The organism is Rhizobium sp. BE258 (assembly GCF_031457345.1).
Classification (GTDB): Bacteria; Pseudomonadota; Alphaproteobacteria; order Rhizobiales; family Rhizobiaceae; genus Rhizobium.
The window spans coordinates 95,957-111,668 of the sequence record NZ_JAVDWL010000010.1; the positions used below are offsets into that span (position 1 = coordinate 95,957).

The window sequence follows — 15,712 nt, forward strand, 5'->3', positions numbered from 1 at the left end:
GCGACGGCGAGGACAAACGCTTTGCTATGAGGGGTAGCTTTACACATTCCATGTCCGCCATGATGGTGTTGACGGTGGCCGCATCCGTTGCTGCGCTGCCGGCCGGTGCCGAGCCGCTGTCTCGTGCTGAGCCGGCTGCCGGATCGGTGATCGACCGGAAGATGGGCGAGGAAGTCCGCTTCGTCGATCTTTCCAACTGGCAGGATGTCGATCTTCACCAGGATCTGCTTGGCGGCGACGTGCTGCGCACCAATGCGACCGGCCAGCTTGCTATACTGTTCGCAGATCGCACCCAGGTGCGCCTAGGCCGCAACTCGGCGCTCCAGGTAAAGCAGATGGCCCGGCAGGGCGACACCGTTCTCAACCTGCAATCCGGAACCATGTGGGCCCGCGCCCAGCGCGGCGGCACGGGGTTGACGGTGGAAACGCCGGCGGCGGCCGCCGCCATCCGCGGCACCGACTGGACATTGACGGTCAAGGGCGACCAGACTTCGCTGATCGTGCTCGAGGGCCAGGTCGAGCTGAAGAACGACTATGGCAGCGTGCAGGTAGCCGAAGGCGAAGGCGCGGTGGCGACGATTGGCCAAGCGCCACGCAAGCTCGTCATCGTCACGCCTGACGATCGCGAGCAGATGCTGTTCTACCTGACGCTGCGCAGCGGCTTCACCTTCATGCCGGCCTCCCCCCTGCCAGTGCAAACGATGCGCCGCGAACGCAGCCGTATCGAGGACAAGGCCGAGGAGGCGCGAAACGCCGAAGACTGGCTGACGCTGGCGGAAATACAGATATCGCTCGACGGCCGGCAGAAGGCGCTGAACTCGCTTGCGAGAGCGCGTGCCTTACGCTTGTCCGCAACACAACGCGCCCGTGCCGATCTCATTGAGGCGCTGATTGCAGGCGCCGAAAAGCGCTACAGCGAGGCGGCGAAACTGTTCGTGAGAGCCGAACGCGGCCTCGATCCGCTCCGCCGCAGCATCGCCGCCTATGGCGGCTACTACGCCCGCTCGCTGCAGGATCCATCCCGCAACGAACATCCACCGGCCAATGTCACCGGCCCCTACGCCGCCGTGATGAAAGCCTATACGGCAGGCTTCCTGGAAGATATTCCGGCTGCGATCGCAACGATGAAGGCGGCCGAAGCGCGCTATCCCGATGACTCGACGCTCCCTGCCCTGCGCGCGCAGCTGGCGCTGCTGATCAACGATCGCGTCCAGATGCAGGAGGCGATCGACAGGTCGCTTTCGATCGACCCGGACGATCCGAATGCGCTGCAGGCCCGCGCCCGCATGCGCGCCGATTATCAGGGCGATCTCGAGGGAGCACTGAGCGATCTGAATGCCGCGCTCAAGGTGGCCCCCGGCTCCTCCATGGCCTGGAACGACCTCGGCCTGCTGCAGAATGCCCGTGGTGCAGCGCGCGAAGCCGAAGCGGCGCTGAAACATGCCATCGAACTCGACCGCGACGATCCGATCGGCCACGCCAATCTAGCGATCCTTTATCTCGACCAGTCGCGGATGAAGGAAGCAAAGCGCGAAATCGATCTGGCGCTCGCCGCCGACCCGGCCTTCGACATCGCCCTTCTGGCCCGCGGCCGCTACTATCTGCAGATGGGCGCGATGGACAAGGCGATCGACGACCTGCTGGCCTCCTCGACCGCCAATCCGGCGCATTCCCAGGCGCAGCTCATGCTCGCTGCCGGTCACTACGAAAAGGGCGACCGTGTTCTATCCGAACAAGCGCTCGACAATGCCGACAGACTGGACAGGAACGACCCGGTCATTTCCTCCTTCCGCACAGCCGTTGCCATCGACGACTACGACCCCGATGGCGCGCTGGACTACGCCCAGGAGTTCCTGCGGCGGTCGAAGGCGCGCGGCGGCCATTACGGCTCGCTCGGCGCCAATCAGGATGCCGGCTCAACGCTCAATAACGCCTTCCGCCTGCGCGGATTGAATGCTTGGGGCCGATATTACGGCGACGCGGTCTTCGATCCCTTCGCCGGCAGCGGCTACGTTGACCAGTCTATCCGCGGCAATATTCGCCCCTTCGCCACTACCGAGATCTTCGACGACGAGATCGATCTCTACAAGCTGAACTCCAACAGCTTTTCGGCGCTCTTGCAGGGCCTGCTTCTTGACCCGCACATGCTGTCCGGCCGCTCTCGCTCGGCCAATCTACTACGCCGACCGTTCCTCGAAGGCTCGATCGGCGGCGGCGTGATCAACTCCTCCGGTGAAACCAAGCCGATTGGCGAGGCTGAACTGCAGGGCTTTGCCAACGAGCCGTTCCCGGTCAGCGGCTATCTGAACCTGAAATGGGAACAGACACCTTACGGCGGTGACTATGGTTCATTCCTGACAACCCCTTTCGCTAGCCCCGGCAGCCTTGATGGGGATATCCGCAGCCTTTCCGGCAACGGCTATCTTACGGCAACGCCAAATCCGGACGACCGGTTCGTGCTTTACGCCAACCACTCCGACAGCAAGCTTGACCAGGCAATCGACTTTCCGGCTGCGGGCTATAACGAGAGCGGTGATATCGATACGAAATCCACAGCCGCGGGTATCGGCTGGAGCCATACGTTCGGCTATCGCAACGTCGTCAATGCCGCATTCTTCTACACCAGCACCGAGCAAAACGTAGAGCAGGAAGTCATCGCCCCACCGCCGCGCATCGCAGACAGTCTGCAGCGCAATTACGTCGCGGCAATCAACCATCTTTACGGCGTCGATGATCTGACCTGGCGCTACGGCATAGAGGGCGGTTTCGTCGATATTAGAGCCGACGATTCGCTGCTTGGGACATCGGTCGACGAGCGGATAGGAATCGGCAGAGCCTACGTCGATCTGCTTCACGACATCACACCAAACCTAAAGGCGGAATACGCACTCTTCGGAACGGCCATAGACGGCGGCTCGACGGATGTGAAGCGGCTTGAGCCACGCCTGGGCATTGCCTGGGCGCCGCTCGACGGCCAATGGCTGCGCGCTGCTTTCATGCGGCAAAGCTATGATATGGGCTCCCCGACCTTGTCGCCGATCGGCGTCGTTGGCATTCAACCCAATCAACCTTATTCGGGCATCGACGGATACACCGATACGATCGCGCTTCAGTGGGACGCGCAATGGACTGAGCGCTTGTTCACTAGCATCGAATACCAGCATCAGGAAATTCGTGACCTCGATTTGGCCTACCCGGTCGGCGGTCCATTTCTCCCCTATCTTCCGGGTGGCTTGACCATCAGCAATGCAAATGTCGATCGCGTTAGCGCAACCGCAAACGTCGCCCTCCTTTATGGATTCGGTGTCTCAGCAACCGTGGCCTATTCTCATTCGAAGAACGAGGATGCTGGCAGCATCGGGTTTGACGAGGCGCTGCCTTACATTCCGGAGAGAAGCGGGCAACTCGCTCTGACCTGGGTCAATGAGGCCAACGTCAAGGCAACGCTTGCAGCGAACTATACCGGAGAGCGTCAAGGTGATGGCGGCATCCTCGGCCCCGAGGTGCTCGACGACTACTGGACCCTTGATGCCAACATGATTTGGGAGCCGATCGACAAGCGCTTTGCCCTCGAAGCTTCGGCCTTCAATCTTCTTGACGAAGATTTCGAGGTGGCGCCTGGTGTTCCAGGCTGGGGCCGCGCGGTCAAGGGCAGCCTGAAGATCCGCTTCTGATGCCGGGCAGAAAGACACAATCCACCCGCCCAACCGGCTGGCCCGTCTCCAGCCGTCCGGTCAGACTAGCCGTCCTCGTACTGGTGACACTGGTGGCGATTTCGCTGCTCTCGCGTCTGCCGGCATGGTCGCTGCTGGAGCTCAGGAGCTTCGACTATCTCTCGACCGTCGATGATCCGCTGCCACCCGAGGAAGCGCCTGTTATCGTCGCGATCGACGAGCCGGCACTGGCGCAGATCAACGAACAATGGCCGTGGCCACGCAGTCTGCACGCCCGCCTGATCACCGCCCTGCGGGCTGCGGGCGCAAAGGCTGTCGGGCTTGATATCATCATGGCTGAACCCTCGTCGCCTGATAACGACGGCGCGGTGACCGCAGCTGTCGGCCCCGATGTCGTGTTGGCCGGCGACGAGACGCTGATCCAGGCGCCGCAGGCAGACCAGCTCATTCGCACCACGCCACTGCCTCAATTTACCGCTGCCGGCGCAAGAACCGGGATCGCCTCGATTGATCTCGGCGGCGACGGCATCTTCCGCACCATTCCGTCCTATAAGGACGGATTTGCCGTAACGCTGGCTGCTGCAGCTGGCAGGACGCCAATGAAGACGTCAAAAAATGCGATGATCCAGTCCTTCGGACCGTCTCGCAGCTATCCCACCGTGTCCTATTATCAGGCGCTTGACCCGCAGAATTTTCTGCCACCGGATTTTTTCAAGGATCGCATCGTCCTGGTCGGCCTCAGCCTACAAAATGCGCCTGAGATCGACAAAGGCGGCGCCGATACATTCGCGACGCCCTATACAGTGCACACCGGCAAGCTGGTCGCCGGAGTCGAAATCCAGGCGACGATCTACGACAACATCGTCCACGGTTTCTTCATCGAAAAAGCCGGACTACCACTCGTCGCCCTAGTGATCCTTGTGGCCGCCGTGCTTGCAGCTGCAAGCGTCCTTCGCTCGACCAGCTGGCTAGCGATGGCGGCGGCCGTTACTGCCGTCTGCCTTTTCTCGGCCGCAAGTTTCGTAGGCATCCGCTTCGGCCATATCTTCGTTTCGCCGCTCGGCCCGTCAATCGCCTATATCGCCGTCGTCTTCGGCCAGGCGGCATTCGACTTCGCCGAGGAGCGGCGCAACAAGCTGCAGATCACCCGCGCCTTCTCGCAATATCTCTCGCCCGACCTCGTCAAGCGCCTCTCTGAAGACCCCTCGCAGCTTAAGCTCGGCGGCGAGCGGCGAACCCTTTCGATCCTGTTCTCCGATGTGCGCGGGTTCACGACCATCGCCGAGACCCTGAAGGACGATCCCGAACAGCTGACCGCGCTGATCAATCGGCTACTGACGCCACTATCTGAAGTGGTGATGAACCATGGCGGCACGATCGACAAATATATGGGCGACTGCATCATGGCCTTTTGGAACGCGCCGCTCGACGATCCCGATCACGCGATGCATGCCGTCGTCGCGTCGCTGGCCATGCAGGAGGAAATTGCCAAGCTGAATCTGGAGCTGGAGGCCGAATCCGAAGCCAGCGGCATGCAGCTGCATGTCCTCAAGATGGGCGTTGGCATCAACACTGGCGAATGCGTCGTCGGCAACATGGGCTCCACCCGCCGCTTCGACTATTCCTGCCTCGGCGACAGCGTCAATCTTGCCTCGCGCCTCGAAGGCGCCTCGAAGAATTATGGCGTTGCATTGCTGCTTGGCGAGACCACCGCATCCCTGGTGAGCGGCCGGTATACGATCGCAGAGCTCGACCGTGTCATCGTCAAGGGCAAGACGGTTCCCGCTCCCGTTTTCACCATCCTGCACCGTGCCGAGGAAGACGCACTGGCGGCGCACGCCCAGTTTCTCCGGGCGAAATATGCGGGCGAATTGCGGGAAGACGATCCGCGCTTCGATGCAATGGCCGGGATGATACCGGAGCTATCGGGCTATTACACGATCATGCGCCATCATGAACGCACTGCGCGCGACCGGTAGTCCCGCGCGCGCGTTTGATTTATCGGCTAACGTGCCGCAGCGCCCGCATGGTACTCCCGACAACCTAAACGATGCTGTAACGCTAGCAGCCCCGGCCCGTTTGGGCGGGCGACTCAAAGGAAAAACCCTTACGGCTGCAACCGCAAGGGTTCTGCTGCGGTTGAGGTCACAGCGCGCGGACGCGTCAGGAGGGCATTCTAACGACGTCCACTGCTTACAACCACGATTGCATTCGATGGTTCCAACAAAAAAGCGCCACCTTTTACGGTGACGCTATAGTTGAGGATACAGGAAATCACTCGACAAAGACCGAGAGGTCATCACGACTGAGTACACTTGTGTGTCGAGTGATCAGGGTGAGAACAGTCTCACCCTCTGTATGTTCCTAGGGCTTTGAAAATAAATGGAGTTCGCGCCATCACGTTTTGCTAAGCCGACGAACACCTCCCCAGCTTTCAACATTCCCATATGATGAGGTCGGCGGGTATTGATGACGGCCAGATCACTTCTTAGCTTTGGGCGGTGGGACTTAGTCGAAGATAAGGATCCAGGCAAAGCTCCACGCTTCGATCGTACCGGAGCCGTGGAGAAAATGTGCCGCACCGTTCGCATCTTCGTTTTTCTGGAGGTGGTCGATCAGCGCCTTGGGCGAGGAAAGTCCTGGCAGGGTCATCAGAGAAAGGGAATGCTCGATTTCATCAACATCACCAAGCCCGACGACTGGCGGCGAACCCGGCGTCATTAATGTCCAACTGTACTGTTTCATTCCCCGCTCCCCAAGACCGAATAAGGCCCGCCCCTGTCACAGTGGTGAGCCTATAGCCTACAGCCGACCACGTCCCTTATGAAACTATTTACCCACCTCGAACCGTTTGCATGATTTGGCGTTTCCAAAGCAAATTACCCACTTCAATCTTGGGTGCGATCTCGGCATGGCCACTGACGCAAATCTTGTGTCGGTTAGTGAGGACGAGTTCCTAATCCGCATGAACCTTATGGAAGAGCTTGGAAACGGCGACCGCGGATGAAGCACCGGCGGTTCTGAATGACTGCCCAGATATCGAAGCGATCTTAGCTGGCATCGACATGCCTGGCTCTTCAAACGGCTTGGGGCTGGCCAAGGTCGTGCATGGCTCCCTTCCGGAATGGCGATCATGGTGACGTCGGGCTTCCTCAAGGTTCCCAGCAATGGCCTTCCGGCCAGAATTCCATTTCTGCCAAATCTTGTGACGTCAGTCACGTCATAAACCATATCCGCGAGCTGGTCCGTTAGCAGGGCAGGAGAGATTGCTTTACCAGGCCCTTTAAGCCATAAAAATCAAGTGAGTTAGCTGCCTTGTGCTTGCTCGGCGCCTTCCGTCGTGGGCGCGCATCCGAGGCCCAAAGACAACGGAAATCCTATGGCACTGGTCAAGACCTCCCAACTGGGCGCAAAGCCGGCCTCCAGCAAACTGGTAACATCCGCTCCGGCGGCAACCGCCGTTGGCGACAAATCGGCGGCCTCCCGCCGTTCTCAAGATCGCACCCGCGTTCGCCAGCAGAAGGCGGCCGAGCGCATTGGTGCTGCAACGGAAGAATTGTCGACCGGAGTCGCCGAGGCGGCAGCGGCAGCCGAGCAACTTCATCGCGCACTCGAGCAGATTGCTGCCGGCGCCGAAGAAGCAGCAGGGGCCGCCCATGAATCCCTCTCCGCAACTACGCAACTTTCATCAAGGTTCGGTGATGCCCGGTCCGAAGCCCAGACTGCACGGGCGCGGACCGAAAGGCTGCAGGCTTCAGTGCTGGAAGCCGCCGCACAGATCGACACATCGGTCACCGCCATCGACACGAACGCGTCGCGGCAGATCGCATCCGTTGCCATCATCGAAAGGCTTCAATCTCAGGCTGAGAAGATTGCCGCGACCACGGTCGCTGTTACCGATATCTCGGATCGCACTAACCTCTTGGCCTTGAATGCCGCGATCGAGGCCGCCCGCGCCGGTGGAGAAGGTCGGGGATTTGCAGTCGTTGCCGACGAAGTCCGTTTGCTGGCGGAAGTCGCCGAACGCAGTTCGCGTAACGTCAACCAGCATGCCGAGACCATTGTCGACGGGGTCCGTCGTATTACCGAGCGCATGAACGCTGCGGCGGCTAAGGCGCGGGAACAAACGGTATCGGGACGGGCGGTCGCCGAAGAACTGCACGCCGTCCGCTCGGGGCTGACCTCCTTGTCGCAGAGCAGCCAGACTATCCTCATCGCCGCTGTCGAGGCGGAGATGGCCACCCGCGAGGCGCAGAAAGGTGCCGAAACGGTGGCGGCAGCCGCAGAGCAACAGTCCGCGGCGGCCAGTGAGGCGCAACGCTCCGTCCTGCAGCAGAGTTCGGCGCTTGAGGAAAGCCAAAAGACCGCCCAATCGCTAGCCATCCTTGCCGACGAGCTCATGAATGAAGGGGGCCGGGCCTCACGGGCGGAAGAACTGAGTTTGGCCGCCGAGGAACTGTCCGCGACCGTCCAAGAGCTTTCCGGCGCCGCCAGCGAGATCCTGATCGCCGTCGAGCAGATAAGCCGCGGCGCTGAGGCCCAAGCGGCCGCCACGCAGCAGGCCAACGCCGCGATGGTCCAGATCGAAAAAAGCGCCTCACAGGCCCAGGTTAGTGCGGAAAACGCAAGCGAGCGAGCTCAGGAAATCAAGGCGTTGCTGGCAAGAAACAAAACGGGCCTGACGGGTCTTGCATCCGGCATCTCCGATGCCCTGACAGAAACCCGCAATGCACTGTCAGACCTTAATTTGCTCGGCGAAATCGGCTTCCAGATCGAACGCACCGTCGACCGGATGGTGCTTGTCGCCGTCCAGACCAACATGCTGGCCGTCAGCGGCTCGGTGGAAGCGGCGAGAGCCGGCGACGCGGGCCGCGGTTTTGCCGTGGTCTCTACCGATATCCGCAAGCTCGCCCAGGACGCAGCAGAAAATATCGATGGCGTGAAGGACATTGTCCGGTCGATCCAGATCCAGATCCTCGCGGTCCAGCGCGAGCTGGAAGCGATTATGGTGGCTTCCGAGGCGGAGATCGCCAAGAGCAAGCTGACCGTCGATCTTCTGTCCGTAGCAGAAGCCGATATCGAGACGACGGTGCGCGGCAATGCCACAATCCTGGAAGCCGCGCAGGCAATTTTCATTGCGGCCAAGCAGGTTCAGGTCGGCACGCAGCAGATCGCCTCCGTCGCCCAGGAGGCAAGCGCTGCCTCGGAACAGGCCGCCACCGCGGCACGGCAGCAGTCCCGCGGGGCAGAAGACCTGGCAGCGGCCGTCGAGGAGATCGCATCGCTGGCCGACGAACTCCAGATGTCTGGAAGCTGACACGATGGAAAGCTCCCCCCCGCAGGCGGACCTGCGACGCCGGCTTGCGTTCAGGGTCGGACAGAGACGCCACGAGATTGACGCGGATCGGGTTCTGGAAGTGGTCAGGGCCGGCCACATCACCCGGGTGCCGAACGGTCCAGCGGCCCTGAGTGGCATTGCCAGTCTGCGCGGCCGCCCGATACCTATCCTGTCGATGCGGCGGATCCTGAGCGGCGACGATAGCGCTCCCCCTCATGACGGCAAGATCATCGTCTATGATTACGGTGGAGCGGTTGGCCTGCTCGTCGATGACGTGCTCACGCTCTCAGAAGAAACCACCGCAGCACCACTCAAGGGCTTAAGCGGTCTTCTCGATGCCGCGTTCAAGACCACGCGGCGTGCGCAGGCGGGGCGAACGGGCTCTATCGCACGCGACGCAGGTAGCCAGGCGAGCGTGACTTTGACGCCGATCTTGTCGTTTCACGTCGCCGGCCAGCTTTACGGACTGGCGCTCAAGCACGTGAGAGAAGTGGCTATCATGCCGAACGACGTCGCGGTCCTTGCCAACGGACAGGGAGCGGTGATGGGGCTTATGTCCCTGCGCAATAGCCTCCTGCCTCTGGTCTCGCTCGCCTCGCTGATGGGCCTGGAAATCACCCGATCGACAGCGGAAAATGCACGAGTCGTGGTTGTCCAGCATGAGGGTGATCTGTTCGGTCTTGTCGTCAACGCGATGGACGTCATCTATCGCCTGCCCGAGCAGGCCATCGATCCCGTGCCGGAAGTCCTGCAGCGTGGGCGCGGCGATGGCCAGATTGCGGCGATCGGCCGGATTGCGGATGGCAGACGACTGATCTCGATCCTGTCACCGGAAAAGCTTTTCGCTCACGACGAGGTCGCGAGGGTCATCGGCCAGAAAACAGGAGCCGCACCAATGGACACAGCGCCTGAAGCGGACGATGCAGTGGAACAAGTCCTGATCTTTCAGCTGGGCGAGGAAAACTTCGGCATTCCGATCGCCTCGGTGGACGAAGTCATCAGGGTGCCACTCGATGTCACTCGCATACCAGGAGCGCCTGCCTTCGTTATCGGGGTCATCAACCTGCGCGGCAGGGCCGTTCCCCTGATCGATCAGCGAAGTCGCTTCGACAGCCCGGCCTCGATGCAGACAGCCGCCGCGCGCGCCATCGTGGTGACGATCGGCAAGCTACAGGCCGGCTTCGTCGTCGATACCGTGTCGGAGGTCAAGGCCCTGCCGGCGGCGGCCGTTTCCGTAGCTCCCGAGTTTGCTTCTCAACAGACGGATGTCTTCGACCGCATCGCCCATATCGAAGCCGATGGCCGGATGGTACTGCTGGTCGATCCCCAGGAGCTTCTGACGAAGGCAGAGCGGGACGTGGTTGCCGCCATCACCGAAGGCAAGGCCGGCACCAGGGAAAAGACGGGCGGCACCTGACTATGATCCGTCTCCTCATCGTCGAAGATTCCGCCCTTATGCGGAAGCTGCTCGGCCAGATTTTCGGCACTGAGCCTGATTTCCAAATCGGGTTCGCCCGCGATGGCGATGAGGCGCTGAAGATCATCTCGGACTTTCGCCCTGACGTCGTAACGCTCGACATCCACATGCCACGGATGAACGGCCTGGAATGTCTCGACCGCATCATGCTTGAGCACCCCTGCCCGGTGGTGATGGTCTCCTCTCTCACCGAAGAAGGAGCGGAAGAGACTTTGGCGGCACTCGAGATCGGTGCTGTCGATTTCATCGCAAAACCGAGCGGCGCCATTTCCCTTGGCATCGAGGAACTGGCGCCTCGCCTGGTCGAAAAGGTCCGCATCGCCGCTTCGGTGCGCATCCGGCGCAGCCGCCGGCTCGCAGAGCGCGTCCGTTTCGCCCGGTCCGTGCCGTCTGCACCGGTATCCTCGTCCAAGCTTCGCGACACCACCTCTAGTCCCGTGACCCAAGACGCGGCGGCCCACGGGCTGGTGCTGGTCGGCACGTCGACAGGTGGCCCGCCGGCGCTGGACGCGGTGCTTACCCGTTTGCCGTCCGACTTTAAATGGCCGGTCGTGGTCGCGCAGCACATGCCCGCCTCCTTCACCGGAGCCCTTGCCAAGCGTCTCGACAGGATATGTGCGATGACCGTCACAGAAGTCACCCGGCCGATACGTCTGGATCCGGGCAATATCTACATCGCCAGGGGTGACGCCGATATCCTCATCTCTTCCCGCGCCGGAAATCTGGTCGCCATGGCGGCACCGAACAATCCCGAGTTCCGTTGGCATCCGAGCGTCGATCGCATGGTGCGCTCGGCCATGAAGCATGTTCCGGCAAGATCCTTGATCGGCGTCCTTATGACCGGCATGGGCAATGACGGCGCGGCGGCTATGGCCGATCTCAGATCAGCCGGCGGTTATACGATTGCCGAGGCCGAAGAGACCGCCGTCGTCTGGGGAATGCCGGGCGAGCTGGTGCAGCGCGGCGGAGCGAGCGAGGTGAAGCGGCTCGACCAGATCGGGCAACATCTGATGGATCAGGTCTGCTGATGGCCATGCCACCGATCACCTCGAAAGAATACGGGCTGGAGCCTCTGTCTGCGGCTGACCTCGAGGAAATCTGCGCCCTCATCTACAAGCGCAGCGGCATGGTGTTTGGTGAGACGAAGCGCTATTATATCGAGCGCCGCATTACGGACCTGTTGCGCCAGCGGCGGGCGCGATCCGTCAGGGACTACATTTCGATACTGCGCAGCGATTTCGGTGAATCCGAACTGCTGATCAACAGCTTCACAATTAACGAGACGTATTTCTATCGCGAATTGCACCAGCTTTCGTGCCTGAGCAATTCGATCCTTCCCGACCTCATCCGCGCAAAGGGTCCGGGCGACCGGATCCGCATCTGGTCCATGCCCTGCTCCAGCGGCGAGGAACCGTATTCCATCGCGATCTGGCTGCTCGAAAACTGGCCGCTCGTGGATGCCTATAATATCGAGATCGTCGGGTCAGATATAGATACAGAGATCCTGCGCCGCGCGGTCGATGGCTATTTCGGCCAGCGGGCGCTCTCAAAGCTGTCCCCGGATCTTCTCGACCGCTATTTCGAACCAGAGCGGGATCAGCAGCGCCGGCTGATCGGCGATCTGAGGGAGTCCGTCACCTTTGCGAAGGGCAATATCATCGATCGCCAGAGCCTTGCCGCGCTCGGTCATTTTGACGTGATATTCTGCCGCAACCTGCTCATCTATTTTGACGAAGCGGCCCGCGAGACCGCAGCACGAAACATTCGCGAAATGTTGAATCCCCGCGGCTATGTTTGCCTTGGCCATACGGAGTCTATGTCGAGAATGTCGAAGTCCTTCGACACGGTGCGCTTTCCCGATGCCATCGTTTATCGCGAGACGAGAGATATGTAGATGGATGAATTGATCGAACAGTTCGCCATCGAGGCGCGCGAGCTCGTCCAGCAGGCCTCAGACGACCTGATGGCGCTGGAGGCCGACGCCGGCAACCGAGAACATCTGGAAAGCGCTTTCCGGGCAATCCATACGCTCAAGGGTTCCGTGGGCCTTTTCGACCTCGGCCCGATGAAGGACGTGCTGCATCACGCCGAAAACCTCCTGTCCCACGCGCGCGCCGGCATGATCGCGGTGGATGCGACCCTTGTCGATCCACTTCTGTCGGTGGTCGAATGGGTGGAAGACAGCATCGACGCGATCGTTGAAACCGGCCATCTGTCCGACGCCCAGGACAAACAAGCCTCCCGGCTTTTCGGTCTTTTGAAAGGCGAGATGACCGGGCGCGAAACCGTTGAGGCAATCCGTTCCTCGACGACAATACCGGAATGGGCGCTCGCACTTGCCGAACGCCTACCGTCCTCTGGCACCCCAGGCACCGTGATCGCCATTCGCTACGAACCGCACCCTGAATGCTTTTTCAACGGCGACGATCCTCTGGCGACCATCTCGCGCCTGCCGGACCTTCAACATCTGTCACTCTCGCTTACAGAGCCGCCTCCGTCGCCGAAAAACTACGATCCCTTCCGCTGTAGCCTGGTGATCGAGGCCGTTTGCGGTGGGCCTCTGTCGAAGCTGGAACCAGAGTTCCGCCTGATCCCCGATCAGGTGAAGCTGGTAGAACTGCCCCGGCCGGGCGATCAGCGGACATCCGCCGCAATTGATAGATCGCCGCAACGCCTCACTGATCGCCAGGCGACTATGCGGGTGGATTCGGCGCGAATCGACAGGCTCATCGAGATTGCCGGCGAGCTGGTCACTGCCAAGAACGGCCTCGTGCCACTCGCCGAGGAGGCGCAAAACCATGGTGAAGGCGCGCTTGCTAGACGCATCGGCTCCAGCCACGAGGAGATCGAACGGCTTGTGGCCTCGCTTTACAGCGCCGTCACTCAGGCCAGGATGATCCCCCTGGAGCAGACGTTCCGCCGTTTTCCGCGGCTGGTCCGCGAGACATCCACGAAGCTCGGCAAAGCACTCGATCTGGTGATCGAAGGCGAAACCGTCGAAGCCGACCGGGAAATCGTCGAAAACCTGTTCGAACCGCTGCTCCACCTCATTCGAAACGGGCTTGACCACGGTATTGAACACGACGGCGAACGCTTGCAATCGCGGAAGTCGGCGAGAGGGCGCATCCTCCTGCGCGCACGCCAGCGCGGCGACCAGGTCGAGATCGAAGTGACCGACGATGGCCGGGGTATGGACCCGGAGCGCATCCGCAAGACCGCCGTGGACAGGGGCCTGTTGACCGCAACCAGGGCGGGCGTCCCTGCCCGACAGGGATGCGCTGCAGCTTGTCTTCGCGCCAGGTTTCTCGACCGCGTCGGCAGTATCCGACCTTTCGGGCCGCGGCGTCGGCCTCGACGTTGTGCAACGTTCCATCCACCAGCTCGGCGGTACACTTGACATGCAAACTGCGCTTGGATCGGGAACATCCTTTACGCTCAGGCTCCCGATCAGCTTCTCGATGACCCAACTGATGGTCGTCGAAGTGGGAGGCGAACGTTACGGCATCCCCATTTCCGACATCGTTGAGACCCAGAGACTGCCGCTGCGGGCCGTTCAGCCGATCAGGGCCGGCCGCGCATTCATCCTGCGCGATCGCACCATCCCCTTGCTCGATCTCGCCGACCTGCTTCAAATCCCGCGCACCGGCGCAGTGTCCGCCGACCTGAAGGTTCTCGTGGTCCGGGCCGGAGAAGACCAAATCGGCGTGGTGGTCGATGCAATTGCAGAACGGGCCGAAACCCTGACGCGGCCGCTGTCCGGTTTCTTGCAGGGAGTGACGGGGATAGCTGGTACCACCCTACTCGGCGACGGCAGGGTCCTGCTCGTCCTCGATCTGGAGGAGCTGATCCAATGACTATAAGCGTCGATGAGAAGGCAATTCGATTGAAAGGTCCATGTGGCGTCGAGGAAGTCGAGACACTGGTGGACTACATGGATCGCCATCCCGACCTACATATAGACCTGAGCGCCGCGACAACGATCCATACTTCCCTTTTGCAAGCATTGATGGTTTTCCGGCCAACTCTTATGAGCCCCCCTGTATCATCCTTGATATCGGATAGTGTACTACGAGAAATTTACGCTTGTTGCAGGCAATCCGGCCAGTGATAGGCTATCCAACGAGCGAATGCTCCTGCACAAACATACGTGTTACAGGTCATGAGTATGCATAGGTTCGCAATGATATGTCGGGGAATGAAATGACTGTTACAGTCCTGGTCGTGGATGATAGCAAACTGGCTCGCATTGTCGCGGGCAAGGCGATTGCCGCCTTGCAGCCCGATTGGACGCGTGTCGAAGCCGGCAGTGCTGCGGATGCCTTGGAGCTCGTGGGCTCCCAGCATATCGACGTGGCGATACTGGATTTCAATATGCCGGATAAAGATGGCCTTGAGCTGGCATCGGAGCTGCGGTCCGCCCACCCTCACATGCCGATCGCGGTGATTACCGCGAACGTCCAGGACGAAATTGTCGCTCGCGTGCGTGCCCTTAACGCCACATTCGTCGCCAAGCCGGTAACACAGGACGCGCTCAGCCCTTTTATTGCAGGGGCCGCTCTTCGGCTCAAGAAAGCCGGCACATGACGGACGATACGATCGACCTCAACGAACTCGAGCGCGACGCGCTGACCGAACTCGTGAATATCGGCGTCAGCCGCGCGGCCGCAAGCCTGCGCAAGATGGTCGAAAAAGAAGTCATCCTTTCGGTGCCATCGGTCGAGATCGTTACCAGGAAATCCGCTGCGTCCCTGATCGGCCAACGGGAAAGCGAAGCTCTCATAGCCGTGCAGCAGCAGTTCGAAGGCCCGTTCTCTGGCCGGGCGCTGCTGATCTTCCCGCAAAGCAACGGCCTGTCGCTCGTGCGCGCCATCGTTGGTGATGAAATGGAAGAGGCAGAGCTTCTCGAGATGGAAGACGAGGCGCTCGCCGAGACCGGCAACGTCATACTCAACGGCTGTCTCGGCTCCATGGCGAACATGCTGCAGCATAGCTTGAAAATGTCGCTCCCAGATGTGCTGCGCGGCGACAGCAGCCTGCTCTTCGAGGTTTACAACCGAAGCGGCGAAGGAAGTTTCGTGCTATTCCTGTACATTAACTTTTCTGTCCGGGAACGTGATATCCGCGGCTACATCGCGATGATCATGGACTTGCCGTCCATGGAGAAGCTGAAGCAGCTCATTGGCGACTTTATCGACCGTGTAATGACGGATACCGAGTAGCACA

The 15,712-nt window shown here is 60.7% G+C and carries 11 protein-coding genes; 10 read left to right on the forward strand and 1 reads right to left on the reverse strand.

Going from position 1 to position 15,712, the window contains the following annotated elements:
- Positions 1–26: 26 nt before the first annotated feature.
- Positions 27–3,674, forward strand: a complete 3,648-nt coding sequence (locus J2X43_RS28365) for a FecR domain-containing protein (RefSeq protein ID WP_405049656.1) — start codon at positions 27–29, stop codon at positions 3,672–3,674.
- The gene (locus tag J2X43_RS28370) at positions 3,674–5,653 is read left to right on the forward strand and encodes an adenylate/guanylate cyclase domain-containing protein (protein WP_310300549.1); all 1,980 of its coding nucleotides are present in this window, start codon (positions 3,674–3,676) and stop codon (positions 5,651–5,653) included. The genes J2X43_RS28365 and J2X43_RS28370 overlap by 1 nt, the downstream gene beginning before the upstream one ends.
- A 529-nt stretch (positions 5,654–6,182) precedes the next feature.
- Here the strand turns inward: J2X43_RS28370 and J2X43_RS28375 are convergent.
- Complete coding sequence (locus J2X43_RS28375; protein ID WP_310300552.1) at positions 6,183–6,419, reverse strand: hypothetical protein; 237 nt, start codon at positions 6,417–6,419, stop codon at positions 6,183–6,185.
- Between the two features lie 634 nt (positions 6,420–7,053).
- Between J2X43_RS28375 and J2X43_RS28380 the strand changes: the two genes are divergently transcribed.
- The 8 genes from J2X43_RS28380 (at position 7,054) to J2X43_RS28415 (ending at position 15,708) form a co-directional block, all read left to right on the forward strand.
- Positions 7,054–8,991: a methyl-accepting chemotaxis protein gene (locus J2X43_RS28380; RefSeq protein WP_310300555.1), complete on the forward strand. Its 1,938-nt coding sequence runs from the start codon at positions 7,054–7,056 to the stop codon at positions 8,989–8,991.
- Positions 8,992–8,995: 4 nt separating this feature from the next.
- Positions 8,996–10,429: a chemotaxis protein CheW gene (locus J2X43_RS28385; protein ID WP_310300558.1), complete on the forward strand. Its 1,434-nt coding sequence runs from the start codon at positions 8,996–8,998 to the stop codon at positions 10,427–10,429.
- A gap of 2 nt (positions 10,430–10,431) precedes the next feature.
- Positions 10,432–11,517: a chemotaxis response regulator protein-glutamate methylesterase gene (locus J2X43_RS28390; protein WP_112386803.1), complete on the forward strand. Its 1,086-nt coding sequence runs from the start codon at positions 10,432–10,434 to the stop codon at positions 11,515–11,517.
- The gene (locus J2X43_RS28395) at positions 11,517–12,383 is read left to right on the forward strand and encodes a protein-glutamate O-methyltransferase CheR (RefSeq protein ID WP_310300562.1); all 867 of its coding nucleotides are present in this window, start codon (positions 11,517–11,519) and stop codon (positions 12,381–12,383) included. The genes J2X43_RS28390 and J2X43_RS28395 overlap by 1 nt, the downstream gene beginning before the upstream one ends.
- Positions 12,384–13,886, forward strand: coding sequence for an Hpt domain-containing protein (locus J2X43_RS28400; protein WP_310300565.1), 1,503 nt, complete (start codon positions 12,384–12,386; stop codon positions 13,884–13,886).
- A complete protein-coding gene (locus J2X43_RS28405; RefSeq protein ID WP_310300753.1) occupies positions 13,768–14,343 on the forward strand; it encodes a chemotaxis protein CheW in 576 nt (191 codons plus the stop codon). The genes J2X43_RS28400 and J2X43_RS28405 overlap by 119 nt, the downstream gene beginning before the upstream one ends.
- Positions 14,344–14,689: 346 nt before the next feature.
- A complete protein-coding gene (locus J2X43_RS28410) occupies positions 14,690–15,073 on the forward strand; it encodes a response regulator (protein WP_310300569.1) in 384 nt (127 codons plus the stop codon).
- The gene (locus J2X43_RS28415; RefSeq protein ID WP_112386798.1) at positions 15,070–15,708 is read left to right on the forward strand and encodes a chemotaxis protein CheX; all 639 of its coding nucleotides are present in this window, start codon (positions 15,070–15,072) and stop codon (positions 15,706–15,708) included. Before J2X43_RS28410 ends, J2X43_RS28415 begins: the two co-directional genes overlap by 4 nt.
- Positions 15,709–15,712: the final 4 nt, after the last annotated feature.

Coding starts and splice junctions, on each gene's coding strand:
- J2X43_RS28365 (WP_405049656.1), top strand. CDS start 27: ATGAGGGGTAGCTTTACACATTCCATGTCCGCCATGATGGTGTTGACG.
- J2X43_RS28370 (WP_310300549.1), top strand. CDS start 3,674: ATGCCGGGCAGAAAGACACAATCCACCCGCCCAACCGGCTGGCCCGTC.
- J2X43_RS28375 (WP_310300552.1), bottom strand. CDS start 6,419: ATGAAACAGTACAGTTGGACATTAATGACGCCGGGTTCGCCGCCAGTC.
- J2X43_RS28380 (WP_310300555.1), top strand. CDS start 7,054: ATGGCACTGGTCAAGACCTCCCAACTGGGCGCAAAGCCGGCCTCCAGC.
- J2X43_RS28385 (WP_310300558.1), top strand. CDS start 8,996: ATGGAAAGCTCCCCCCCGCAGGCGGACCTGCGACGCCGGCTTGCGTTC.
- J2X43_RS28390 (WP_112386803.1), top strand. CDS start 10,432: ATGATCCGTCTCCTCATCGTCGAAGATTCCGCCCTTATGCGGAAGCTG.
- J2X43_RS28395 (WP_310300562.1), top strand. CDS start 11,517: ATGGCCATGCCACCGATCACCTCGAAAGAATACGGGCTGGAGCCTCTG.
- J2X43_RS28400 (WP_310300565.1), top strand. CDS start 12,384: ATGGATGAATTGATCGAACAGTTCGCCATCGAGGCGCGCGAGCTCGTC.
- J2X43_RS28410 (WP_310300569.1), top strand. CDS start 14,690: ATGACTGTTACAGTCCTGGTCGTGGATGATAGCAAACTGGCTCGCATT.
- J2X43_RS28415 (WP_112386798.1), top strand. CDS start 15,070: ATGACGGACGATACGATCGACCTCAACGAACTCGAGCGCGACGCGCTG.